Here is a 19,777-nt window from a genome sequence, read left to right as displayed (position 1 = left end):
GATATATAATTTAGTTTGAAACTAGTATCTTCCTCTGTTTCCACCACCATTACTGTCTCTATTTCCGCCACCGCCGTAACCACCGCTACCGCCACCGCGAGAATTTCCACCACCATTGTAACCACCACCACCACTTGGACGGTTGTTAGAAAAAGATTTTCTTTCTCCTTCTGGTTTTGGTTCTGATTTGTTAACTACAATTGTACGACCATCAACAGTTGCTCCGTTCAATTCAGTTATTGCTTTTTCAGCTTCTTCATCGTTTTCCATTTCAACAAAACCAAATCCTTTACTTCTTCCAGTAAATTTATCAGTAATGATTTTAACAGAACTTACAGATCCGTAAACTTCGAAAGACTCTCTTAAATCTGCTTCCTCTATACTCCAAGGAAGACTTCCAACAAAAATATTCATAATAATTTTTTAAAATTCATGTCAAAGATACTCTAAATAAACTGTAATCTACTACAAATTAGACATTAATTATTATTTTAACAAAAAAACCATTTGTATAGACAAATGGTTTTTAATGTTTTATGTGTTTTTTATGTTTTTATGGCGCAGTTAAAATTGGCACTTTATAAAAAGTTCCATATTGAAAATTCACTTGTTGTCCACCTAGAGGATTATTATTAGAATTTATAGCATTAAATTTAAAAGATCCAGAAACTGTATCGCCAGTATTTTCTGTTATTAGAACTTCACCGTTGCTTCCTTCTACATTTAAAACTCTTACTTTGGCATTATTACCACCGCCAACTATTGTTATTAAATCGCCTGCTTTATAATTGTTTCCTGGCGAAGCTACTTTTACAGAAGTTACAACTCCGCTTGCGTTGGTTACTATTGCAAGAGTTAACCCTGAGCCTAAACCTCCGGTTGTTTGATGTGAACCACTGCAATTATACTCACCACTAACGAGAACACAATCTGGTGTATATCCTGTTCCGCCAGCTGTCATTGAGGCGTTCATTTTGGCAACTGGACCAGCTATAATATTGGTCTCATACATAAGGTTTACATCATTAAAACTTGATGTGTAGGTAGCCATTGTGTTGAGATTGGTTGTGCCAAAATAATAAGTTCCTACTGCTGCACTTGTAACATCTAAAGTAACTTCTTCATCTTGTGCTAAAGCCACTAAGGAAATAGATCCATTAGAAGCTTTGTATGCTCTTACATCTATTCCTCTAAACAAAACATCGTCTCTGTAGGCCTGAAAACCAGGATTATTAAATTTAACTTCTTCTTGACAAGAACTTAATACTACTAAAATTACTAATAAGGAAAATATCTTTTTCATTTTAAAAATTTAAATACAAACACAAAAATAGTTTTTTTAGTGATTTGACCTACTTTTTTTAACTAAAATTCCAATAAAAAAACTATTTGTGGGATGCATTAGTTTGAATGAAAAAGTTTTATATCTTTGCACCCTTAATTAATCGAGGTCGAGAACCTCACAATTTAATCAAAAGATTATGTCAGTAAAAATTAGATTACAAAGACACGGTAAAAAACAAAGACCTTTTTACTGGATCGTAGCAGCTGATGCTCGTTCAAAAAGAGATGGTAAATTCTTAGAAAAATTAGGAACTTACAATCCAAACACAAATCCTGCAACTATTGATTTAAACCTTGACCAAGCTGTTCAATGGTTACACAATGGTGCACAACCAACAGATACTGCAAGAGCAATTCTTTCTTACAAAGGTGCTTTATTGAAACATCATCTTGATGGTGGAGTTCGTAAAGGTGCTTTGACTCAAGAAGCTGCCGATGCAAAGTTAACTGCTTGGATTGATGAAAAATCAGGAAAGGTTGATGCTAAGAAAGAAGGATTGACTAAAAAACAACAAGAAGTTAGAGCTGTAGCGTTGAAAGCTGAAAAAGTTGCAAACGAAAAACGTGCTAATGCTGCTGTTGAGGCTGCAAAAGTAGAAGAAGTAGTTGAAGAAACTGAGGCTGAAGTTGTTGCTGAGGAAACTCCAGAAGTTGAAGCTGTTGCTGAAGAAACTCCTGCTGCTGAAGAAGCTAGCGAAGAAAAAGAAGCTTAATAAACGGCGATTATGCGTAAAGAAGATTGTTTCTATCTAGGCAAAATCGCGAAGAAATTTAGTTTCAAAGGTGAAGTTCTTATCTATTTAGATACAGACGAACCTGAGTTATATGAAAATATGGAATCGATTTTTGTTGAATTCAACAAAAATTTGGTTCCATTTTTTATTGAAAATTCTTCTCTTCATAAGAATGATTTTCTTAGAGTTAAATTTGAAGATGTAGATAATGAAGAACAAGCAGATGAGATAATTAACTGCGAAGTATATCTTCCTTTAAATATGTTGCCAAAACTTACAGGTAACAAATTTTATTTTCATGAAGTTATAGGATTTGAAATTGAAGACAAGCGACTGGGTGTTTTTGGGAAAATTGTTTCTATTAATGATTCCTCTGCTCAACCTTTATTTGAAGTTGTAAATGGTAACGTTGAAATTCTTGTTCCAATGATTGATCAGTTTTTAGTGAAAATTGATAGAGAGAATAAGAAAGTTGTTATGGACTTGCCAGAAGGTTTGGTAGAAATGTATTTGTAAAAACAAAAAATAATAATTTTGAACCATTGAGGAATTAAGTTTCATTAAGCTTTGTCTTAATTTTCTTAATTCCTTGATGGTTTTAATTTTCAACAAGATGTCAATCTTTAATTTTAAACAATTCACGGTTAAACAAGACAAATGTGCTATGAAAATTGGTACCGATGGTGTTTTGCTTGGCGCTTGGTGTCCGGTTGACAACAATCCGTATTCTATTTTGGATATTGGTGCCGGAACTGGAATATTATCTTTAATGTTGGCGCAAAGAAGTAACGCTGAACAAATTGATTCGTTAGAAATTGATGAAGACGCTTACGAACAATGTGTAGAAAATTTTGAAAATTCGCCATGGTCGGATAGATTATTTTGTTTTCATGCTGGTTTGGATGAGTTTATTGAAGAGCCGGAAGATGAATATGATATAATTATTTCAAATCCACCATTCTACTCTGAAGATTATAAAAGCGATAACTCTAAAAGAGATTTAGCAAGATTTCAGGATGCGTTACCATTTGAAGATTTGGTTGAAGCCGCTGATTTATTATTGTCAGAAAATGGAATTTTTGCGGTGATTATTCCTTTTAAAGAAGAAGAACGATTTATAGATTTATGCGCCGAAGTAGAATTATTTCCTGTAAAAGTTACTCGTGTAAAAGGTTCGCATACAACTCCAATTGTTAGAAGTTTATTGGCTTTTAAGCGATATGAACTTTCGGTTTTAACTGCTGATGAATTGGTTATTGAAATTAATCGTCATGAATATACGGATGATTATATTAATCTTACTAAAGAGTTCTATTTGAAGATGTAATTAATCTGTAAGTTGCAACTCCATATTAACAGAATACCTCTCGTTTTTGTCCCATTTATCCTCTTTAAAACACCAAGTATCTTTATATTCTTCTGTATAATCTACGGAGATTAATGGTTCATAAATAAAAGCGTTAGGATTAGTAGTTTTTTCTGCATATACCTTATTTTGTTCTAATAAAGGGTGTTGAATTACTACAAAGACACCTTCCTTTGGAAACTTAAAATTCCATTTGTTCAGGTCAATTTCAGCAATATGAGTGCCTTTTTTTGGATTGAAAATAATATTTTCGTTATTGATTAATTCATTCGGCATTCCGTTTTTATCAACAGTGTAAATTAAAATACATAATTTTCTGTTTTTCGCACTTGTATAAACCGAAAAACGAACTTTACTCAAATAAGAAATCTCTTTTTTTTCGTTAGGAAAAAATTTTGCGACCATTGCCGTTTTGCTATCCCATTGAACTCCGTAACTTGTGTCGCCTCTATTTGCTTTACCAAGTTTTTGTTTTTTATCGAATTTGCGATTTACAATAATTACCTCGTCAAGTGTAATTGCACTTGGCTGTAGACTAATCACCTGACTCATTTTAACGATGGTATCATTATATCCAATACAAGTTATCTTGAAAAAAGTGCCAAAATCTTTCTTGTCGACATCGAAAACACCTATTGAATCGGAAGTTTTATATAACGTTTTATCTTTCCAAATATTAACGTAAGAAATTGGTTGAAAAGTAACTTTATCTCGTACTACAATTTTTGCTTGACTTTGCATGTATTGACTAATAAGAAATAGTAAATAAAATAATCGCGTCATTTTGTTATAAAATTATTTTTTAAAAATACTAAATTAAATTTGAAATAGTCTAATTAACAAAAGAGTTCTATTTGAAGATGTAGCCCTAGCCCAGATAGAAATGAAAATCCTTTTATTTTTTTCTTTAAAAAATAAAAGATTACTTCACATAATTTTATTTTCAGCGGAGTTCAGTGAATATATTTGTAATGAATAGCTGGAAATAGCTTCAAAAAATAACAAACGTTGAAGCAATTCTCAAATATGTTTTATTACCTTTGCAAACGTTTTCGTAAAACAAAAAAAGTTTATATTATACAACATACATTCTATTATGAAACCAGATTTATTTCAAGCTCCAGATTATTATTTGTTAGATGATTTACTAACAGACGAACATAAATTAGTGCGCGATTCTGCTCGTGCATGGGTAAAACGTGAAGTTTCGCCAATTATTGAAGACTATGCACAACGTGCTGAATTTCCTAAACAAATTATAAAAGGTTTGGGAGAAATTGGTGGTTTTGGACCTTATATTCCAGAAGAATATGGCGGTGCAGGATTAGATCAAATTTCGTACGGATTAATCATGCAAGAAATTGAAAGAGGTGATTCTGGAGTTCGCTCTACATCATCGGTTCAATCGTCTTTGGTGATGTACCCTATTTGGAAATTTGGAACTGAAGAGCAACGAATGAAATATTTACCAAAACTTGCAACTGGTGAATTCATGGGTTGTTTTGGATTGACAGAACCAGATCACGGTTCGAATCCAAGCGGCATGACTACAAATTTTAAAGATATGGGTGACCATTATTTATTGAATGGTGCCAAAATGTGGATTTCGAATGCGCCATTTGCAGATATTGCTGTAGTTTGGGCAAAAAATGAAGAAGGAAGAATTCACGGATTAATTGTGGAACGCGGCATGGAAGGTTTTACAACGCCCGAAACGCACAACAAATGGTCACTTCGTGCTTCGGCAACTGGAGAACTGATTTTTGATAACGTAAAAGTTCCAAAAGAAAATTTAATGCCCGGAAAATCTGGACTTGGTGCGCCCATGCAGTGTTTAGATTCGGCTCGTTATGGAATTGCTTGGGGTGCAATTGGTGCTGCAATGGATTGTTATGATACTGCTTTGCGTTATGCAAAAGAGCGAATTCAATTTGACAAACCGATTGCTGGAACACAATTACAACAAAAGAAATTGGCAGAAATGATTACCGAAATCACTAAAGCACAATTGCTTACATGGAGATTAGGAGTTCTAAGAAACGAAGGAAAAGCTACAACTGCTCAAATTTCGATGGCGAAGAGAAATAATGTAATGATGGCTGTAGAAATTGCTCGTGAATCACGTCAAATGCTTGGCGGAATGGGAATTACAGGCGAATATTCAATAATGCGACATATGATGAATTTAGAATCAGTCTTGACTTACGAAGGTACACACGACATTCACTTGTTAATTACCGGTGCTGATATTACTGGAATTCCGGCTTTTAAATAATAGATTAAACAATAAATAAAATTGATATAAAAAGCTTCTCACATTCGAGGAGCTTTTTTACATTTGTATAGAATTTATAACATCCAATAATTGCATTAAATTCGTATATAAATAAAAAAAAAGCCATGAATATTGAAAAAATAAATACTAGTATTCAATCTCAAAAAGACCAATTATTACAACACGCGCTTTATGAAAAAGTACGAACTGTAGAAGATTTAAACACTTTTTTAGAAAATCATGTTTTTGCCGTTTGGGATTTTATGTCGCTATTAAAAGCACTACAAGAAAAATTAACATGCACCACAACACCTTGGTTGCCAACAGGAAATCCAGAAACAAGATATTTAATTAACGAGATTGTTCTTGCAGAAGAAACCGATTTAACAATAGACGGAAAACGTCTTTCGCATTTTGAAATGTACATGGATGCTATGGGTGATTGTGGCGCTAATACAACCCCAATTTTAGCATTTTTAGAAAATGTAAACGAGACAAAAAATATATTTGTTTCCATCAAAAAAAGCGATTTGCATCCTAATGTAAAAGCCTTTTTAGATTTTACTTTTAGAGTTATTGACGAGGGAAAACCTCATAAAATTGCTGCTGCATTTACTTTTGGAAGAGAAGATTTGATTCCGAGTATGTTCACCGAAATCCTGAGAAATTTTCAAACTAATTTTCCAGAAACTAACTTAGACAAACTGGTTTATTATTTTGAAAGACATATTGAACTTGATGCTGATGAACATGGGCCAATGGCAATGAAAATGATAACTGAGCTTTGCGGAACTAACGAAACCAAATGGAAAGAAATGCAAGAAGTTTCAATAGAAGCATTAGAAAAACGAATTGGACTTTGGAACGCAATAGAAGAACAAATTGTTGAAAAATTAGAATTGGTATAAGTAGTTAATTTTCAATAAGAAATGTTAATTAATTAATTATTACAAAAAAATATTTACTTTTGGGGTGAAAAAAAATAAAAAAACTAATAATGAAAATTAATTTTACTTTAAAAGCAACCATTGTTATGTTGCTAATTTCTTTTATCTCATTTGGTCAAAATGAAGAGCGAAAGGTATTTGGAAGAACTTCAAAAAGTGTAAATCCTAAGAATGGTTTAATTCGATGTGCAAGTACTGAATATGAGGAATATCTTCAAGAAAAGAATCCAAACAGGGCTAGTGAATCTGAATTTGAATCATGGTTAGCACCAAAAGTTGCGAAAATAAAACAAGATATTCTTGCAGGGAAAAACGTTAGCGCAGTAGTTACAATACCTGTTGTAGTTCACGTTATTCACAATGGAGATAATTTAGGATCGAATGAAAACATTAGTGATGCACGCGTTTTATCACAAATAACGGTTCTTAATCAAGATTTTAGAAGAATGACTGGTACTCCAGGATACAATACAAATGCTGTTGGTGCCGATGTTGAAATTCAATTTTGCATGGCCGTAAGAAAACCAGACGGAACAGCAACAAACGGTATTGATAGAGTGAATCTTGGAACAGCTTCTTGGGCGTCAACATCAAGTTTTGATTCTTCTGCAAAGACAGCAACTTCATGGGATCCAACGCAATACTTTAATATTTGGGTTTGTCAATTTAGCAATGCCTTAGGATTATTAGGTTATGGTCAATTTCCAAGTAATTCTGGACTTTCAGGTATAAACACAAATGGTGGTGCGGCTAATACTGATGGAGTAGTAATTGATTATAGATGTTTTGGCTCTAAAACTCTTGCTAATGTTGGAACATATTATGCAAGTTATGACAAAGGAAGAACAGCAACTCACGAAATTGGACACTGTTTTGGTTTAAGACACATTTGGGGTGATGGTGGAAATCAAGAAAGCAATAGCATTGACTGTACTGCAACAGATTATTGTGCAGACACACCGCCTGCAGGTTGGGATAATTATGATTGTGCTGCAACTTACGACACGTGTACAGCAGATAGTTTTCCTGATATGGTAGAAAACTACATGGACTACACTAATGATTCTTGCATGAATATTTTTACTATCGATCAAAAAGCAAGAATGTTAGCTGTGTTACAAAACTCTCCAAGAAGAAGTACTTTACCAGCTTCTACAGTTTGTACATCATTGAGTAGTTCAGAGTTTGAATTGTTGGAAAATGTTAATTTATATCCTAATCCATCTAATGATGTAGTTACAATTTCTATATCATATAATAATGAATTGCCAGACAACTATAAACTTTACAACAATCTAGGTCAATTAGTTTATTCTAAAAATATAACCTCAACTTCAGATTTAAACATCAACATTTCAAATTTAAGTAATGGTGTTTATTTTGTGACTTTAGAAAAAGACAATAAAGCAAAAACACTTAAATTTATTAAAAAATAATTTATAATAAATTTAGACATACTAAAAAGCGAGAAATTTATCTCGCTTTTTTTTGTGCCCAACGCATTAGAAAAATTCCTATCAAAAAAAATAAAACATTATATCTTCAACTTTATTAAACTTTACCTTTTTTTAAAGGTACATCTTTTACAAAAAAAGGACTTTAAGATGCTTAAAAAAAAAGATGAACAAAAATAAACCACTCTGGCACTATCTAAAAAAGCTACTTTTTATAAAAACAGAAAAAAGATAATTGGTTATATTTGATAAAATATTTAAAAATGTCATCACAAAGTCGATTAACACGAGCTTACAAAGAAGCAAAGAATATTTCTTTTTCCAATTCAGATAAGTTTATCCTTTTTAGTGATTGTCATCGAGGCGATGGAAGTTTTGCAGATGATTTTGCCAACAACAGAAACATATACTATCATGCGTTAAACCATTATTATAAAGAGAATTTTCAATATATAGAACTTGGTGACGGCGATGAATTATGGGAAAATCTATTTTTTAACGATATATTAGAAGCAAATAAAAATGTATATCTGCTACTAAAGAAATTTTATTTACAAAATAAACTGCACATGATTTATGGCAATCATGATATGGTTTATAGAAATCCAACAATTGTAAAAAAGAATTTTTCAGAATATTTTGACACAAGCCAAGCCAAAAAGATGCCGTTGATGCCCGAATTAAAATTTAATGAAGGAATTGTTTTAAAAAATATAGAAACTGGTCAAGAATTATTTTTAACACATGGGCATCAAGCCGATTTCATGAATTATGTAGGATGGAAATTTAATCGTTTTTTTGTTAGAATTTTATGGAAACCATTGCAAGTTTGGGGTATAAAAGATCCTACAAGTCCTGCAAAGAATTATCTTGAACTTATTAAAGTTGAAAGAAGAATAAAAAAATGGATTGCAGATAATGGAAATATAATTACGATTGTAGGACATACCCATCGTCCTCATTTTCCTAAACCTCAAGAAAATTTATTAAATTATTTTAATGATGGAAGTTGTGTTCATCCAAGGAACATTACTGGAATTGAAATTGAAAACGGAAAAATAGCCTTGATAAAGTGGTTCATAGATACTAATGACGATGGTGTTTTGCAAATAGTAAAAGAATATATTGAAACTCCTGTCGATTTAATTTCGTATAAGTCTATATGAGATATTTACTAAAAATAGGTTGGGCTTTTTTATTGGTTCTATTAACGAGCTGTTCAAGCACAAATGAAACTAATGCAATTTTAATCACACCAAAAACAAACTATTTGGCACTTGGTGATAGTTATACAATTGGTCAAAGCGTTTGCGAAACATGCAAATTTCCAATTCAATTACAAGACAGTCTCAAGAAAAACCTACCATCAAACGCTATTTTTACAACCAAAATAATTGCAACAACAGGATGGACAACAACCAATTTAAAAACAGCAATTGCAAACGAAAATACCTCGAATAATTATGATATGGTCACGTTATTAATTGGCGTAAATAATCAATATCAAAACAAACCTTTTAGCTTGTATGAGCAAGAATTTCCAGAATTAGTAAGTATTGCTATTTCAAAAGCTAAAGGGATAAAAGAACATGTTGTGGTAGTTTCAATTCCCGATTATGCCTTCACACCTTTTGGAAATAGTTCGCAAAATATTTCTAACGGAATTTTGCAATACAATACTTTCGCAAAGAATTATTGTCAACAAAACAATGTTGTTTTTGTAAACATAACAGACATTACCCAACAAGGCATTGCCAATCCTAGTTTAGTAGCGTCAGATGGTTTACACCCTTCTACAATTGCTTACTCAAAATTTGTAGAGCGAATTTTGCCAAAGGCAAAACAGATTATTCTAAATTAATTTTCGTCTACAAAAAAGCTGGTTTAACCTCAAAAAAAGTATTTATCTGTTTATTTATTTTTAGATTTGAGATAAATTTTAAATAAATGAAACCCGCTACTCAAAAAATTTTAATCAACATTATTGGTTGCTTGGCATTCATGAGTATTCCTATACTTTCATCACCAGATTTTTCATCAGATTTAGGTTTTTTAAAAGTTCCTGCTTTTTACCAATCTTTTTTTAGGTACTTTATATTACTAGGCATATTTTACATTAATTATTATTACCTAATTTTCAAATATTATTTTGGAGATAAAATTCTGATTTTTATTTTATTACAAATATTATTTTATTTATTTATTACCTTTATTACAGATTTCATTTGGAGTAATCCAAATTTAAAACCACAACATTTAGAACATTTTAGGCCACCACGAGATGATTTAAGTCTATTCCATTTTTTGGATGCGCAAACCTTTATTCCGTTTTTATTAGTCAATGCTCTTTCATTGCTACTAAAAATAAAAGACAGATTCAATACCATAAATAGCGAAAAACTCAATGCCGAAGTTTCCTACTTGAAAGCACAAATTAATCCACATTTTCTTTTTAATACTTTAAATAGTTTGTACGCATTAACTTTAGAAAAATCTAATGATGCGCCAAGTGCTGTCTTAAAACTATCTAGCATTATGCGTTATGTAGTAACCGAAAGTGCACAAGATTATGTAGCGCTAGAAAAAGAACTTAATTATGTAACCGATTATATTGCTTTGCAAAAATTTCGAATTGATGAAGCAACACAGTTAGAAATAATAATTGAGGGCAACTCAATAGGGAAAAAAATCGCACCATTAATATTGATTCCGTTTATAGAAAATGCTTTTAAATATGGGGTCAATCCTGATGAAAACGCTTTTATAAAAATAAAAATAAGCATCAACGACAATGACTTACAGCTTTCTGTAAGCAATTCTATAGTTATAATTACTATCGCTGATGATTTAAAGACTGAAACTGGCCTTAAAAACACCCAACAAAGATTAGAACACATTTATCCTAATAAGCATCATTTAACAATGGAAAATGAAAATAATATTTATACAATCAACCTAAATATAAATTTAGAATGATACGAGCAATAGCGATAGATGACGAGCCTTTAGGACTTAAAATAATCACTCATTTTTGTGAGCAAATTGATTTTATAACGCTCGAAAAAACATTTACAAAACAAAGTGATGCTATAAAATACTTGAAAAACTATCCAGTTGATTTACTTTTTCTAGACATTCAAATGCCCAATAAAAACGGAATTGATTTTTACAAAATGTTAGAAAATGACCCAATGGTAATATTTACAACTGCATACAGCGAATATGCTGTTGAAGGTTTTAATGTTAATGCAACAGATTATTTGCTAAAACCTTTTTCGCAAGAACGATTTTTAACTGCGGTCCAAAAAGCTAGAAATGAATTTCAATTTAGACAAAATGCAGCAGTTCAAACCCATTTAATGGTTCGTGCAGATTATAAATTGCATAGGGTTGAATATAATGAAATTCTTTTTATAGAAGGACTTGACGATTATATTCAAATTCACTTGCAAGACAAAACTAAAATTGTAGCGCGTTTTTCAATGAAAAATATTCTAGAAAAATTACCCGAAAAAAATTTTGTAAGAGTACATCGATCTTATATAATTGCACTAAAAAAAGTAAAAGCTATAAAAAATAAAAATCTCATTATTGATGATTTTATAATTCCAATTGGCGATACCTATAAAGAAGAAATTTTAAAAAAATTTCAATAAATGCAACTCAACAATCCATCACAAATATTAAAATCAGAGGTTAGAGGAACAATTATAACAGAAAATTACAACTGTTTTTCAACTTTCAATTATGCAAATTATCAGCAAGAAAGTAGAAAACCCTATGGGAATTTAGCAGTTTTTAATGATGAAACTTTAGCTGGTCAAGAAAAAATTAGTTACAATTTTGATGAAAATCAAGTAGTTGTTTTACTACCTATGGTTGGAACATTAACTATAGAAAAAAATGGCATTTCGCAATCAATAGCTGTCAATCAAATTTATACCTTTTATATTGAAAAAGGGAAATCATTTTCAATTTTCAATCCTTATAAAAATGAGTTGGTAAATTTTATTCAACTTCGAATTCAATCAAATAATGTAATATCTAGTTTAAATAATTTTGATTTAGAAACCAAAAATGAATTTATAAATCTGATAACTCTTCCTTATTTTTCTATTTCAATTGGTATATTTACTGCCCGAAAAGACAAAACTTACAAGGTAAACGATAGTAACAAAGGTCTATTTGCATTTGTTATAAACGGTGCATTTGAATTTCAAAACCGATTGTTGGAAAATCGCGATGGATTAAAAATATGCAATGTTCAAGAAATTGAATTAGAATCGTTATCTGAAAATGCAATACTGCTACTTTTAGAAATTACAATCTAATATTCACCTTAAAAAAAGTACTATTAACCTCATTTATTATCATTTAATCTAAAAATTATTAATATTTGTTGTTCAAAATAAAGATCATGAAAACAGTAATTACTACTAACACAGAAGTTCAGTTAATAGAAAACAAGAAATTAAGTACATTTCTTGCTATACTTTCATTTACATTATTAATAGCTTTAATTGCTACTAAAATTGATTTTTCAAATTTAAATCCGTTTCAAAACAAACCAGAAACCAATAGTATTGCTCCTGTTTTTAATCCAAATGCATCGCTTGCCGTTTCAGACGTTGTCACAAAAGCATTAACATTTAAAGCATTATTAACAACAACGCAACAAGCAACACTTCAACAAACGTTCACAACGGCTTTGTCTAAAAAATGGTCTAACTTACCTTGTGGTTCGGGTTGTAGAAACGGAATTCAGTTTAGCACATTAACTGCGGCTCAATTAACAGCAGCTTTGGAAGTAATAGCCGCAGCAACAGGAACTTCGAGTAATGCTGGATATGACCAATTTACACAAATCTTGAAAGCCGACGCCTATTTGGGCGCAAATGGCGGTGGAAGTGGTTATTCTGCAGGCACCTATTTTTTAGCTTACTTAAATACACCATCAACTTCTGGAGCTTGGATGTTGCAATTTGGTGGTCATCATTATGCCTTTAATATTGCTTTCAATGGTGGTCAAGTTGTTGGCACAACACCTCAAATGATTGGTGTCGAACCTACTTCGTTTGTTACAAGCGGCACTACATATACACCAATGACCATAGAGCACGATGCTATGACAGCCATGTTAGCTAGTTTAACTTCAAGCCAGTTAACATCGGCAAAACTTACAACAACATTTAGTGATTGCCTAATGTCGCCTGGAGAAACTAATGGAAATACCAATACTATGCCAAGCACAAAGCAAGGATTAATATGTAGTGGATTTTCTTCAACCCAAAAAAACTTGGTGCTATCAGCTATTCAGCAATGGACAAATGATATGGATAGTACAACAGCCGCTACTTTATTGAGTATTTACACAAACGAAATAGACAACACCTATATTGCATGGACTGGAAGCGGAACATCTGGAACGGCAACTACTTTTTTAAATACCAATACCAATTATGTTCGTATTGATGGACCAAGTGTTTGGATAGAATTTGTTTGCCAATCTGGTGTTGTTTTCTCTTCTCAAATACATTATCATTCTGTTTGGAGAGATCATATTCGTGATTACGGAGCCAATTTGACCAACACATCGCTTTTAGCAAACAACAGTTTTACTGGTAGTATTTCTCTAAAATCATATCCAAATCCGACAGCCGATTTTGTAAATCTTACCTTTCCAAATGAATTGCAAAACGTTACAATTACCATTTATGATATGATGGGAAAAAAGGTTTTAACAAGTGCCAAAAATAACGGATTGACAGCCAAAATTGATGTTTCAAGTTTATCAAATGGTAATTATATATTGAAAGGTGAAGATCAAAATCAAAAATCTTTTTCTAGTAAATTTATAAAAAAATAAGAGTCATAATAATTTTTCATAATGTTGTTTAAACCAAATAATTGCAATTTTATAAATTCGATTGTTTGGTTTTTTTTTAAATATTTGAACACCCTAAATAAATGAATAGCAAAAAATATATACTTTTTTTTCTACTGCTTTTTCAAATAGGTTTTTCGCATCCATTGCCAAATTCGGTTATGTTGTTTGACATTAAAACCAAAAGCGTTCATTGCGAATTACAATTACCATTGAAAGAATTACAATTGGCTATTCCGTTTAATATTACTACTAATTCAAATACTTTACTTCTAATTCATCGTAAAAATTTATTAGAATATGTCTTAAAACATTTTAGTATAATTGGTGATGATCATTTGATTTGGAATTACAAAATAGAGACTATTTCAATAAAAAATGCCGAACAAAGCGCAACAGGAATCTATAAAGAACTTGTTGTTAAGCTACTATTTATTCCAAAAAATCCGATTAGTAATAGAAGATTTACTATTTTTTATGATGCAATAACCCATCAAGTTATTAATCACAAAACGATAGTAGCGATAAGACAAGATTGGAATAACGGAAAAATTGGTGAAAATAACACACAAATTGGCATAATCGAATTTAATAACGAACAAAATAAAGTTGTGCCATTAGTAATTAATCTTAACCAAGGTAGTAACTGGAAAGGCTTTAAAAATATGGTAAAGTTGGGTATAAATCATATAGCCCAAGGAACTGATCATTTATTGTTTTTACTTGTTTTATTACTTTCGGCACCATTAGTTAGTAATGAAAAACGATGGGTTGCAAATGGCGGAATAAAATACAGTTTAATTAGAATTTTAAAAATTACAACTGCTTTTACAATAGGTCATTCTATAACTTTATTACTAGGCACTTTTGGATGGTTGCAACCTCAACCCAAAATTATCGAAATCTTGATTGCAGTTTCTATTTTAATAACAGCTGTTCATGCACTTCGACCTATTTTTCCTGACAAAGAAATTTATATTGCAGCCGGTTTTGGGCTTGTTCATGGTTTAGCATTTGCAACTGTTTTATACAATTTACACTTAGAAACTAGTAAAACAATTATTAGTTTGTTGGGGTTTAATATAGGCATAGAATTGATGCAATTATTTGTTATTGTAATGATTATACCTTGGTTTTTAATTTTAAGCACTAATAAAATCTACCTCTACATTAGAGTAATTGGAGCTTTATTTGCTAGCATTGCAGCAATTGCTTGGATATTGGAGCGTTTTTTAGAAAAAACAAATTTTGTTGCTACTTTTGTTCAAAAAATTGCAAATCAATCACTATGGATTTTTTTCGGACTAGCTTGTTTTACAATGCTATACAATTATTATTGTAAAAGAATTTTAACCGATAAAAAAAGCTAATTCACCTCATTTCATTTTTGTTTAAAGAATAAAAGCATAAGTTTGAACTTTATTTTAAACAACTTTACGCATGGAAAGAAAAGATTTTTTGAAGAAAAGCATAGGTTTTCTTGGTTTGGCTGTAGCTGCACCAAGTTTAATAAGTTTATCCAAAAAAGAGGAAGAAATAGCAGTTTGCACAGTTACCAATAGTGAAACTGCAGGTCCATTTCCTACAATTTCTCCTGCATCTTACGTTAGAAGCAACATTGTTACTGATAATAGAACTGGAGTTGCATTTACAATAAATATTACAATCAATAATACCAACGGAAATTGTGCTGCCTATCAAGGTGCTTTGGTTGACATATGGCATTGTGATAAAGATGGTTACTATTCTGAATATGGAGGAACTGCTATGCAAACTGCTAATTTTACAACGGTTCATTTCTTGAGAGGAAGACAAATTACAGATGCAAATGGGTTGGTAACTTTTACTTCTATTTTTCCAGGTTGGTATTCTGGAAGAGCTACACACATTCATGTTCACATCTATAAACCAGACGGAACTTCGTTACTAGTTACTCAAATTGCTTTTCCCGAAGGAACAACAAGTGCTGTAGTTTTAGTAAATGCATCAACTGCAAACGGATATACAAAAGGAATGACTGGATATACTTACAATTCATCAGACAATGTTTTTTCTGATGGTGTAACCAGCGAACTTTCCTCTGTAGCAGGAAGTGTGGCTAATGGTTATGTTTTAAATCATACTATTTTTGTATCTGGTCCAACATTGGCAATTAACGAATTGGATTATAACAAAAACCAAATAGGACAAAATTTTCCGAATCCTGTGATTGATGTTACTTCAATTCCTATTATGTTGAATGCTGATGCAAAAGTAAAAATTGAACTTTATGATTTATCAGGTCGATTGATTAGCACACCAATTAACGAAAGTTATTCGATGGGATTAAACACTATTGTTATTGATAAAAACAAAGCTAAATTGAGTAGTGGTTATTATATTTACAAAGTTTATATAACAACAGAAAATGGTATTTATACTGAAAATAAAAAAATGTTAGTAAAGTAGTTTTTTATTTACATGTAAAAAGGCGAGAATTACTTCTCGCCTTTTTCTATTGTTCTGGTGCTATTTCAAGTTCTAATCCGTCAATTTCTTCAGATATGTGAATTTGACAACCCAACCTACTATTTGATTTTACATGATAGGCTTCACTTAACATCGCTTCTTCGTCGTCATTGCGTTCGGTTTTTAAAACATTGTTCAAAACATAACATTGACAAGAAGCGCACATTGCCATTCCGCCACAAACACCGACTGTTCCTTCTTCGGCTAACTCATAAGCGCGAATTAGTTCCATGATGTTCATATTCATGTCGGTTGGAGCTTGAACTTCATGTCGTTCTCCGTTTCTGTCGGTTATGTAAACTGTTACGTCTTGTGGCATTATTCTTTTTTTAGTTTTTTTAATTGTTCTATGTCTGCCAAGTCTTTATATCTGCCTGATGCCAATTTGTTTTTAATTAAATCTTCAAAATCAATGTAAGGAATTTGCAATTTATCTATATTAAAATAGTTGCGATTTTTATAGCTTTCATTAAATTGCAGCCCATCAACTTGAGTAAGAATTTCAATTTTAGACGGTTCAACTCCAATTCCCCAAACATTAAATTTAGGATTTGAAAATTGTTCCTCCGGAAATATTGGTGCACTAAAATCTAAATAAACTTTTTTTAATTTCTTATAATTATCATCTGATCGTTCTAACCATAAATCCATATCTCCTGTGCTTCTAATATAACCGTGAAGCACAACAGCGTATCCACCAACTAATAAAAACTCAACTTGGTGTTTTGTTAAAAGCTCAAGAAACTCTAAAAAATCTACATTAAAAATATTATTTGACATGTTTTCGTGCAAAAGTTATTTTTCTATCAATTTTAGTAAATGGAGTTACATTAAAAATAGAATTGATAATAAAACAAGCATGATTTAATCTCTCAAGTGGTGTCTTATTTTTATAGTAAGTAACATGATCGTCTGCCTCATCAAAAGTAGATTTTGTAACAACTGATCTATCCATTCTAAAATTTTCCATAAATTCCTTTTAATGAAACAAATATAAAAATTTAATCAATCGATTTTACAACTGCTTTTTCAGCTTCTTTTCTTGTCCCATCAAATCCATCAACTCCTGAAACTGTTGTGTATTTTAACACATATCGTTTTCCTGGATTAATTCTTTGGTAAACACTTTGACACATTAATGTTGCTTCGTGAAAACCGCAAAGAATTAATTTTAATTTTCCTGGATAAGTATTTACATCACCAATGGCATAAATACCGTCGATGTTGGTTTGATAGTCTAATGCGTTGTTGACTTTGATGGCATTTTTCTCAATTTCTAATCCCCAATTGGCAATGGCTCCAAGCTTTGGCGTTAATCCAAAAAGCGGAATAAAATAATCGGTTTCAAAAACTTGTTGCACACCTTCATTTTCTAAAGTGATGCTTTCTACATGGTCTTTTCCTTGAATTGCAACTACTTCTGCTGGTGTTATCAAGTTGATTTTTCCAAGTTTTTTCAATTCTTCAACTTTTTCAACTGAATCTAAAGCACCGCGAAATTCGTTTCTTCGGTGAACCAAAGTTACTTGAGAAGCTACATTAGAAAGAAAAATACTCCAATCTAAAGCTGAATCGCCACCACCGGCAATAACAATGCGTTTATCACGGAATAGTTCGGGATCTTTTACAAAATATTCAACACCTTTTTCTTCATAGAAAGTGATGTTTTCTAATTGTGGTTTTCTTGGTTCGAAAGTTCCTAAACCGCCAGCAATTGCAATGGCTTTTGCGTGATGCTTAATTCCTTTATTGGTAGTAACTATAAAAGTTCCATCTTCTAATTTTTCTATAGTTTCGGCAGTTTGTGCTAATGTAAATCCGGGTTGAAATTGCTTTATTTGTTCCATTAAATTGGTTACCAAATCACCTGCTAAAACCTCTGGATAACCTGGAATATCAAAAATTGGTTTTTTTGGATAAAGCTCTGCTAATTGTCCGCCAATTTGTGGTAGGGCGTCAATAATATGACATTTCAATTTGAGTAATCCTGCTTCAAAAACGGTAAATAGTCCAGTTGGACCTGCACCAATTATAAGTATATCTGTTTCAATCATTTTTTTATAGTTTCAAAGACGCAAAGTAACAAGGATTCATTTTTAGAAAATATGATTTTTGTCAGTTTATATTTTGCGTGAAGGATGGAAGCGGTATCCTTTTTTGGGACGATTTTTCTTCGTCCCAAAAAAGATATAGCGTACAGCCTGACCCTTTTTTTGGGTCACGCCCAAATAATTTTATTGAATATTTTCTACAGTCTCTATTTGTGGAGCATATTTTTTTATGGTCGTTTCTACACCAGCTTTCATAGTACTAATACTTAAACTACATGATGTACATGCGCCTTGCAGACGAACTTTTACATGCTTTTCGTCTTCTATAGAAACTAATGAAATATCGCCACCATCGGAATTGAGAAACGGACGAATTTCTTCTAGTGCTTTTTCGATATTTAATGTTAATTCTTCGTGTGTCATAATAGTTAATGTGTCAATTTGGAAATGTGTCAATTAGAAAATTATTATCTCATTGACACATTTTCTAATTATTTTTTAACAGCAGAACATCCTGCCATGGTTGTTATTTTGATCGCTTCTGTTGGTGCAAGAGTTGAATTTCTATTTACTGTTTCTTGAACTACGTTTCTAGCTATTTCTTCGTATATTTTTTCTAATGGTGATGCTGTTTGCAATGCTGCTGGACGACCATAATCTCCTGCTTCACGAATGCTTTGTACCAAAGGAACTTCGCCAAGAAATGGAACATTCAAATCTTCTGCAAGATTTTTAGCGCCTTCTTGACCAAAGATGTAATATTTGTTGTTTGGTAATTCTTCGGGTGTGAAGTAGGCCATATTTTCTATGATTCCAAGAACTGGAACGTTAATGGCGTCGGATAAAAACATTGAAACTCCTTTTTTAGCATCGGCAAGTGCAACGGCTTGTGGTGTACTCACGATAACTGCACCAGTAATTGGTAATGATTGCATTATTGATAAGTGAATATCGCCTGTTCCTGGAGGTAAATCGATTAACATAAAATCTAATTGTCCCCAATCGGCATCAAAAATCATTTGGTTTAATGCCTTGGCAGCCATTGGTCCACGCCAAATAACGGCTTGACTTGGTGCTGTAAAAAATCCAATAGAAAGTAATTTTATCTCGTAACTTTCAATAGGTTTCATTTTAGATTTTCCGTCAACTTCTATAGAAATTGGTTTTTCGTTTTCTACATCGAACATTATTGGCATGCTTGGCCCGTAAATATC

At 31.8% G+C, this 19,777-nt stretch carries 23 protein-coding genes; 14 read left to right on the top strand and 9 right to left on the bottom strand.

The genetic code is table 11. The features are described 5' to 3' along the window. Positions 1-21: 21 nt before the first annotated feature. Both ACH2CG_RS08990 and ACH2CG_RS08985 read right to left on the bottom strand, forming a co-directional pair. Positions 22-414 (bottom strand): RNA recognition motif domain-containing protein, encoded by a 393-nt coding sequence (locus tag ACH2CG_RS08990; protein ID WP_395064344.1) that lies wholly within the window; start codon positions 412-414, stop codon positions 22-24. Positions 415-553: 139 nt separating this feature from the next. After that, positions 554-1,303: a DUF6252 family protein gene (locus tag ACH2CG_RS08985; RefSeq protein ID WP_395064342.1), complete on the bottom strand. Its 750-nt coding sequence runs from the start codon at positions 1,301-1,303 to the stop codon at positions 554-556. Between the two features lie 178 nt (positions 1,304-1,481). Here ACH2CG_RS08985 and ACH2CG_RS08980 point away from each other — a divergent pair, with 178 nt between their 5' ends. The 3 genes from ACH2CG_RS08980 (at position 1,482) to ACH2CG_RS08970 (ending at position 3,405) form a co-directional block, all read left to right on the top strand. Continuing rightward, positions 1,482-2,057, top strand: a complete 576-nt coding sequence (locus ACH2CG_RS08980) for a 30S ribosomal protein S16 (RefSeq protein ID WP_395064340.1) — start codon at positions 1,482-1,484, stop codon at positions 2,055-2,057. Positions 2,058-2,069: 12 nt separating this feature from the next. Next, a complete protein-coding gene (gene rimM / locus ACH2CG_RS08975; RefSeq protein ID WP_395064338.1) occupies positions 2,070-2,594 on the top strand; it encodes a ribosome maturation factor RimM in 525 nt (174 codons plus the stop codon). 148 nt (positions 2,595-2,742) lie between these two features. Further along, positions 2,743-3,405: a tRNA1(Val) (adenine(37)-N6)-methyltransferase gene (locus tag ACH2CG_RS08970; protein ID WP_395064336.1), complete on the top strand. Its 663-nt coding sequence runs from the start codon at positions 2,743-2,745 to the stop codon at positions 3,403-3,405. On the opposite strand, the gene ACH2CG_RS08965 is transcribed toward ACH2CG_RS08970, so the two are convergent. After that, positions 3,406-4,227 carry a hypothetical protein gene (locus tag ACH2CG_RS08965; RefSeq protein WP_395064334.1) on the bottom strand — a complete coding sequence of 274 codons (822 nt, stop codon included), beginning with the start codon at positions 4,225-4,227 and terminating at the stop codon, positions 3,406-3,408. Positions 4,228-4,540: 313 nt separating this feature from the next. Here ACH2CG_RS08965 and ACH2CG_RS08960 point away from each other — a divergent pair, with 313 nt between their 5' ends. The 11 genes from ACH2CG_RS08960 to ACH2CG_RS08910 all read left to right on the top strand — a co-directional run bounded on the left by ACH2CG_RS08960 (position 4,541) and on the right by ACH2CG_RS08910 (position 16,452). After that, positions 4,541-5,719, top strand: coding sequence for an acyl-CoA dehydrogenase family protein (locus ACH2CG_RS08960; RefSeq protein ID WP_395064332.1), 1,179 nt, complete (start codon positions 4,541-4,543; stop codon positions 5,717-5,719). Between the two features lie 125 nt (positions 5,720-5,844). Then, positions 5,845-6,627 (top strand): DUF3050 domain-containing protein, encoded by a 783-nt coding sequence (locus tag ACH2CG_RS08955; protein ID WP_395064330.1) that lies wholly within the window; start codon positions 5,845-5,847, stop codon positions 6,625-6,627. An 89-nt stretch (positions 6,628-6,716) separates the two neighbouring features. Then, positions 6,717-8,102 carry a T9SS type A sorting domain-containing protein gene (locus tag ACH2CG_RS08950; protein WP_395064328.1) on the top strand — a complete coding sequence of 462 codons (1,386 nt, stop codon included), beginning with the start codon at positions 6,717-6,719 and terminating at the stop codon, positions 8,100-8,102. Between the two features lie 281 nt (positions 8,103-8,383). After that, on the top strand, positions 8,384-9,286 hold the full coding sequence (locus tag ACH2CG_RS08945) for a metallophosphoesterase (RefSeq protein ID WP_395064326.1): 903 nt from the start codon (positions 8,384-8,386) through the stop codon (positions 9,284-9,286). Then, positions 9,283-9,981 (top strand): SGNH/GDSL hydrolase family protein, encoded by a 699-nt coding sequence (locus tag ACH2CG_RS08940; RefSeq protein WP_395064324.1) that lies wholly within the window; start codon positions 9,283-9,285, stop codon positions 9,979-9,981. The genes ACH2CG_RS08945 and ACH2CG_RS08940 overlap by 4 nt, the downstream gene beginning before the upstream one ends. Before the next feature lie 86 nt (positions 9,982-10,067). Then, the gene (locus ACH2CG_RS08935; RefSeq protein WP_395064322.1) at positions 10,068-11,096 is read left to right on the top strand and encodes a sensor histidine kinase; all 1,029 of its coding nucleotides are present in this window, start codon (positions 10,068-10,070) and stop codon (positions 11,094-11,096) included. After that, positions 11,093-11,776: a LytR/AlgR family response regulator transcription factor gene (locus ACH2CG_RS08930; protein ID WP_395064320.1), complete on the top strand. Its 684-nt coding sequence runs from the start codon at positions 11,093-11,095 to the stop codon at positions 11,774-11,776. The genes ACH2CG_RS08935 and ACH2CG_RS08930 overlap by 4 nt, the downstream gene beginning before the upstream one ends. Next, positions 11,777-12,451, top strand: a complete 675-nt coding sequence (locus ACH2CG_RS08925) for a hypothetical protein (RefSeq protein ID WP_395064318.1) — start codon at positions 11,777-11,779, stop codon at positions 12,449-12,451. A gap of 86 nt (positions 12,452-12,537) precedes the next feature. Beyond that, positions 12,538-13,986 (top strand): DUF3500 domain-containing protein, encoded by a 1,449-nt coding sequence (locus tag ACH2CG_RS08920; RefSeq protein ID WP_395064316.1) that lies wholly within the window; start codon positions 12,538-12,540, stop codon positions 13,984-13,986. Positions 13,987-14,087: 101 nt separating this feature from the next. Then, on the top strand, positions 14,088-15,374 hold the full coding sequence (locus tag ACH2CG_RS08915; RefSeq protein WP_395064314.1) for a HupE/UreJ family protein: 1,287 nt from the start codon (positions 14,088-14,090) through the stop codon (positions 15,372-15,374). Positions 15,375-15,444: 70 nt separating this feature from the next. Continuing rightward, on the top strand, positions 15,445-16,452 hold the full coding sequence (locus tag ACH2CG_RS08910; RefSeq protein ID WP_395064312.1) for a T9SS type A sorting domain-containing protein: 1,008 nt from the start codon (positions 15,445-15,447) through the stop codon (positions 16,450-16,452). A 46-nt stretch (positions 16,453-16,498) separates the two neighbouring features. Here ACH2CG_RS08910 and ACH2CG_RS08905 read toward each other — a convergent pair whose 3' ends face one another. The 6 genes from ACH2CG_RS08905 to ACH2CG_RS08880 all read right to left on the bottom strand — a co-directional run. Further along, positions 16,499-16,831 (bottom strand): ferredoxin, encoded by a 333-nt coding sequence (locus ACH2CG_RS08905; protein WP_395064310.1) that lies wholly within the window; start codon positions 16,829-16,831, stop codon positions 16,499-16,501. Continuing rightward, positions 16,831-17,292, bottom strand: coding sequence for a DUF6036 family nucleotidyltransferase (locus ACH2CG_RS08900; RefSeq protein ID WP_395064308.1), 462 nt, complete (start codon positions 17,290-17,292; stop codon positions 16,831-16,833). Before ACH2CG_RS08900 ends, ACH2CG_RS08905 begins: the two co-directional genes overlap by 1 nt. Next, complete coding sequence (locus tag ACH2CG_RS08895) at positions 17,282-17,467, bottom strand: hypothetical protein (RefSeq protein WP_395064306.1); 186 nt, start codon at positions 17,465-17,467, stop codon at positions 17,282-17,284. The genes ACH2CG_RS08900 and ACH2CG_RS08895 overlap by 11 nt, the downstream gene beginning before the upstream one ends. A 46-nt stretch (positions 17,468-17,513) precedes the next feature. Further along, entirely contained in the window at positions 17,514-18,566 is a 1,053-nt protein-coding gene (locus ACH2CG_RS08890; protein ID WP_395064304.1) for an NAD(P)/FAD-dependent oxidoreductase, read from the bottom strand. A 180-nt stretch (positions 18,567-18,746) separates the two neighbouring features. Then, positions 18,747-18,986: a NifU family protein gene (locus tag ACH2CG_RS08885; RefSeq protein ID WP_395064302.1), complete on the bottom strand. Its 240-nt coding sequence runs from the start codon at positions 18,984-18,986 to the stop codon at positions 18,747-18,749. Positions 18,987-19,054: 68 nt separating this feature from the next. Then, a partial coding sequence (locus tag ACH2CG_RS08880; protein ID WP_395064300.1) for an Mrp/NBP35 family ATP-binding protein occupies positions 19,055-19,777 on the bottom strand: 723 nt, incomplete at its 5' end.

Source organism: Flavobacterium sp., from assembly GCF_043778725.1.
Classification (GTDB): Bacteria; Bacteroidota; Bacteroidia; order Flavobacteriales; family Flavobacteriaceae; genus Flavobacterium.
This window is presented reverse-complemented; position numbering and strand designations above follow the sequence as displayed.

What these genes read in the sequence shown, in the direction of transcription:
- ACH2CG_RS08990 (WP_395064344.1), bottom strand. Translation starts at nt 414, where the DNA reads ATGAATATTTTTGTTGGAAGTCTTCCTTGGAGTATAGAGGAAGCAGAT.
- ACH2CG_RS08985 (WP_395064342.1), bottom strand. Translation starts at nt 1,303, where the DNA reads ATGAAAAAGATATTTTCCTTATTAGTAATTTTAGTAGTATTAAGTTCT.
- ACH2CG_RS08980 (WP_395064340.1), top strand. Translation starts at nt 1,482, where the DNA reads ATGTCAGTAAAAATTAGATTACAAAGACACGGTAAAAAACAAAGACCT.
- rimM (WP_395064338.1), top strand. Translation starts at nt 2,070, where the DNA reads ATGCGTAAAGAAGATTGTTTCTATCTAGGCAAAATCGCGAAGAAATTT.
- ACH2CG_RS08970 (WP_395064336.1), top strand. Translation starts at nt 2,743, where the DNA reads ATGAAAATTGGTACCGATGGTGTTTTGCTTGGCGCTTGGTGTCCGGTT.
- ACH2CG_RS08965 (WP_395064334.1), bottom strand. Translation starts at nt 4,227, where the DNA reads ATGACGCGATTATTTTATTTACTATTTCTTATTAGTCAATACATGCAA.
- ACH2CG_RS08960 (WP_395064332.1), top strand. Translation starts at nt 4,541, where the DNA reads ATGAAACCAGATTTATTTCAAGCTCCAGATTATTATTTGTTAGATGAT.
- ACH2CG_RS08955 (WP_395064330.1), top strand. Translation starts at nt 5,845, where the DNA reads ATGAATATTGAAAAAATAAATACTAGTATTCAATCTCAAAAAGACCAA.
- ACH2CG_RS08950 (WP_395064328.1), top strand. Translation starts at nt 6,717, where the DNA reads ATGAAAATTAATTTTACTTTAAAAGCAACCATTGTTATGTTGCTAATT.
- ACH2CG_RS08945 (WP_395064326.1), top strand. Translation starts at nt 8,384, where the DNA reads ATGTCATCACAAAGTCGATTAACACGAGCTTACAAAGAAGCAAAGAAT.
- ACH2CG_RS08940 (WP_395064324.1), top strand. Translation starts at nt 9,283, where the DNA reads ATGAGATATTTACTAAAAATAGGTTGGGCTTTTTTATTGGTTCTATTA.
- ACH2CG_RS08935 (WP_395064322.1), top strand. Translation starts at nt 10,068, where the DNA reads ATGAAACCCGCTACTCAAAAAATTTTAATCAACATTATTGGTTGCTTG.
- ACH2CG_RS08930 (WP_395064320.1), top strand. Translation starts at nt 11,093, where the DNA reads ATGATACGAGCAATAGCGATAGATGACGAGCCTTTAGGACTTAAAATA.
- ACH2CG_RS08925 (WP_395064318.1), top strand. Translation starts at nt 11,777, where the DNA reads ATGCAACTCAACAATCCATCACAAATATTAAAATCAGAGGTTAGAGGA.
- ACH2CG_RS08920 (WP_395064316.1), top strand. Translation starts at nt 12,538, where the DNA reads ATGAAAACAGTAATTACTACTAACACAGAAGTTCAGTTAATAGAAAAC.
- ACH2CG_RS08915 (WP_395064314.1), top strand. Translation starts at nt 14,088, where the DNA reads ATGAATAGCAAAAAATATATACTTTTTTTTCTACTGCTTTTTCAAATA.
- ACH2CG_RS08910 (WP_395064312.1), top strand. Translation starts at nt 15,445, where the DNA reads ATGGAAAGAAAAGATTTTTTGAAGAAAAGCATAGGTTTTCTTGGTTTG.
- ACH2CG_RS08905 (WP_395064310.1), bottom strand. Translation starts at nt 16,831, where the DNA reads ATGCCACAAGACGTAACAGTTTACATAACCGACAGAAACGGAGAACGA.
- ACH2CG_RS08900 (WP_395064308.1), bottom strand. Translation starts at nt 17,292, where the DNA reads ATGTCAAATAATATTTTTAATGTAGATTTTTTAGAGTTTCTTGAGCTT.
- ACH2CG_RS08895 (WP_395064306.1), bottom strand. Translation starts at nt 17,467, where the DNA reads ATGGATAGATCAGTTGTTACAAAATCTACTTTTGATGAGGCAGACGAT.
- ACH2CG_RS08890 (WP_395064304.1), bottom strand. Translation starts at nt 18,566, where the DNA reads ATGATTGAAACAGATATACTTATAATTGGTGCAGGTCCAACTGGACTA.
- ACH2CG_RS08885 (WP_395064302.1), bottom strand. Translation starts at nt 18,986, where the DNA reads ATGACACACGAAGAATTAACATTAAATATCGAAAAAGCACTAGAAGAA.